Origin of the sequence: Schnuerera sp. (assembly GCF_035459645.1) — a bacterium.
Classification (GTDB): Bacteria; Bacillota; Clostridia; order Tissierellales; family Tepidimicrobiaceae; genus Schnuerera.
Genome location: NZ_DATHXO010000214.1, coordinates 1 through 3,477, shown reverse-complemented (window position 1 = coordinate 3,477; position 3,477 = coordinate 1). Strand labels below are relative to the sequence as shown.

5 protein-coding genes are annotated in these 3,477 nt (G+C 29.4%); 1 reads left to right on the top strand and 4 read right to left on the bottom strand.

Annotated features, from left to right (window positions below):
• Positions 1–107: 107 nt before the first annotated feature.
• The 4 genes from VK998_RS05070 to VK998_RS05055 form a co-directional block, all read right to left on the bottom strand.
• Positions 108–890, bottom strand: a complete 783-nt coding sequence (locus VK998_RS05070) for a transposase (RefSeq protein ID WP_325226234.1) — start codon at positions 888–890, stop codon at positions 108–110.
• Between the two features lie 99 nt (positions 891–989).
• Complete coding sequence (locus VK998_RS05065; RefSeq protein WP_325226232.1) at positions 990–1,739, bottom strand: SagB/ThcOx family dehydrogenase; 750 nt, start codon at positions 1,737–1,739, stop codon at positions 990–992.
• 52 nt (positions 1,740–1,791) lie between these two features.
• A complete protein-coding gene (gene trhA / locus VK998_RS05060) occupies positions 1,792–2,439 on the bottom strand; it encodes a PAQR family membrane homeostasis protein TrhA (RefSeq protein ID WP_325226231.1) in 648 nt (215 codons plus the stop codon).
• 71 nt (positions 2,440–2,510) lie between these two features.
• Positions 2,511–2,639: a hypothetical protein gene (locus VK998_RS05055; protein WP_325226229.1), complete on the bottom strand. Its 129-nt coding sequence runs from the start codon at positions 2,637–2,639 to the stop codon at positions 2,511–2,513.
• A gap of 13 nt (positions 2,640–2,652) precedes the next feature.
• Between VK998_RS05055 and VK998_RS05050 the strand changes: the two genes are divergently transcribed.
• Positions 2,653–3,477: ABC transporter ATP-binding protein (locus tag VK998_RS05050; RefSeq protein ID WP_325226228.1), on the top strand; the 825-nt coding region annotated here is incomplete at its 3' end.

Genomic DNA, 3,477 nt, shown 5'->3' with positions numbered 1-3,477 from the left:
GTTTTGTGTGCATAGGGGACGGTTCTTTTTGCATCTCATCAATGATCGAAGGTTACAGTATTTTTATTTGTAAGAATTAGACTGAAAAATCTATCCCTGCTACACCATTATAATTTCCTAGCAATATTGTGGACCTTTCCTCTATTTATACCTACAATCTCAGCTATTTTCCTATGAGGTAATTTAGCAAATTGTATTAACTCAATGACAATTTGCTCTATAATATTTCTATTACCATGTAATTGCTCTATGTCTTTTATTTCATATTTGTCGCGATAATTATCTAGAATCCTTTTAGCTCTCTCTTCTCGTTGTCGTTCTAAATCCTCTTTAATTTCAAGAAACTCATTCATATCCTCTTCTAAATGGAATTGTTCAAATAGCTTTATAGAACCATTAAACATATCCATTATAATCTCCTTCTCCTTAGGATTTATCAGACTATCCTTTTTATCTATATAAGCCTTATAGCTGCTCCATTTATAATTTCCTGCCTCTGATACTATTTCAGCTTTTACAGGATTATTATGTATATATCTTATAACACCAAGTAAGTATTGATCCGTATTTATTACCTCACTTTTATATCTACCTTGAAACACATGACCTACTCGATCATATTTTGTATTATACCTCATTGCAAATTTGATATTTGTTCGTTTTAATGCTTCTGCCATTAAATCTAATTCGGCATTAATTAATAAATGTATATGATTATCCATTACACAATAAGATAATATTGAAATATCTCCCTCATCCACTCTATTCTGCAGCTCTCCTAAAAAATATTGCTTTTCTAAGGGATGTCTAAATATCATTTCTTTATTATTTCCCCTAGCTATTACATGATAATATCCTGTGTCACTTTCTAGTCTAGCAACCCTACCCATATTTTTCACCCCACTAAATTAAATAATCCCTATAGTTGGTAATTATTGGACTGCAAAATGAACCGTCCCTGGTGCACGTCCCTGGTGCATATTCCTTTATTACTTAAGGGTAACACTCTTTCCTACTGTTGCAAGGTAAACAACAAATTGTTCCTCTCCATCTAAACCAAGCAATTTGTTTATCTCATCATCATCAAAGGCTGCTATTGCACAAACACCACAGTCTATAGATTGAGCAGCTAAGTATAAGTTTTGACATACATGTCCTGCATCTAAATGCACATATCTATATCCCCTTTCTCCATATCTCCATTTCATCCTATAAATTACTGTACTCCATATGAAAGTTACTGCACTGTTTTTTACAAATATTTGCTCATGGCAACTATAGGTTATTTTTTCAGCTATATCTGGTTCTGTATTAACTTCTAAAAGCTTATGTTCAATAGCTAAATATCTATATATACCTGGTTTTAATCCATTTACCCTATTTATTAGAAGATAAGTTTCAAAGGAATGTCTTGCTCCTGCTGAAGGAACATTTCTTAAGGTTGTTGGCCTTGAAGTTATTCCTTTCACCCCTTGAGTACACCACAAAAGATAAGATAACTCTTCCATAGTTAAAGGTTTATTGCTATACTTTCTTAAACTCTTTCTTGACTCTATTGCTTCTCTTAAATCTATTTCTTTAACCTTTATATTATCTACCGAAGGAAGTTCTATTAATCCCTCCCCTTTATCATATGCTAATTCTAAAGGTGGTTGAGGTAATTCTTTTTGTTGATCTGTTTTCCTCATGTATTTATATTTTGTTTTTTCCATAAATTCTTTTCCTGTATTTTTAGTCATATTATTTCACTCCCCTTTAAAAAATAATATAAAATACTACCTATAATCATATTTAAGTCAAATAGATTAAAATACCAACAAAGTGGAGTATGGTTCCTCCCAAAACAAATAAATGCCAAATAGCATGATTATATGGTATTTTTTTATTACTATAAAATATGGTCCCCAAAGTATAGATTAATCCTCCTCCTAAAATCCAAAGCATGAACCCTAAAGATGTCATCTTCACAATAGGTTTTATAGTAAACAAAGCTATCCATCCCATGGCTATATATATGATTAAAGACATTACCTTATACTTATCAAACTTACCAATAGTAAGTATTTTAAATATTACCCCTATTATGGCAATAGACCAAATGCTTATCATAATTCCTGCCCTTAATCTTCCTTCCATTGAAAGTAAAGCTATAGGTGTATATGTCCCTGCTATGAATAAAAATATAGAGGAATGATCAAAGACCCTCAATATTTCCTTGGCCTTTTTATTTTTAATGGAATGATAAAGAGTTGAGGATAAATACATAAGTATTAGACAAAAACCATAAACACTAAAAGCAATAATAGAAATGGTCTCTTTTTTTCTAATAGAAAAAATAAGTAGTACGATTAAAGCCACTATAGCAAATAATATTCCTAGTCCGTGAGTTATACTATTAGCTATTTCTTCTCTTCTATTGTACCTATTATTAATTTTCAATAATCATCTATCTCCTTTTATTATATTTGTTTTAAGTATACCTTAAATATATAATCTTATCAAAATTATTTTTAATGCAACTTACCATGACTTAAGTCATATAAAGCATTATTATCTAATATTATTATCTTTGATTGACGACTTTTTAATTCAAATAATATATACTTATTATAAGGGATTATCGTTCCTAATTTAATCATAGGAGGGAATTGAATGGAAGCTATAGAAGTTATTAATTTGTCAAAATATTATGGTAACTTAAAAGCCATAGATAATATCTCTTTTAAAATTGAAAAGGGGAAAATATGTGGAATACTAGGACCTAATGGTTCAGGTAAAACTACTACAATTAAAAGTATCTGTAATTTAATAATTCCAGACAATGGTTCTATTAAAATATTTGGAAAAGATAATAAAAAATCCACAAAATACATATCAGCAGTATTCGAAGGCACAAGAAACCTTTATTGGAGATTAACCCCTAGAGAAAATTTGCGATACTTTGCAGGTATTAGAGGATTAGGAGGCAATAATATAGAAAAGTCTATAGACCAAATATTAGATAGATTTAACTTAAAGGACAAAAAAGATACTATGGTTAATAAATTGTCTAGAGGAATGCAACAAAAAGTTGCAATAGCTATTACATTACTCTGCGATACAGATATTATCCTTTTAGATGAGCCAACCCTTGGATTAGATGTCCAAAGTCATATGGACATAAAAAATATATTACTAGATATTGCTTCTAATATGGATAAAACTATTCTTTTATCTACTCACAATATGAATCTAGTTCAAAATGTATGTGATAATGTTATTATTTTAAATAAGGGTAAAATAGTATCAAATGATAATGTAAAAAACCTAATGGATATGTTCCAAAGTATGACTTATGAAATTGTATTTGTAAAAAACCTTTCTCAAGAAAACAAAGACTACCTATTAAGTCTAAACTATGACTTTTATTTCACCAACAATAAATCCATAGTAGAAATTGATATTGTAGATTTCTATCAGATATATAAGATTATAGAT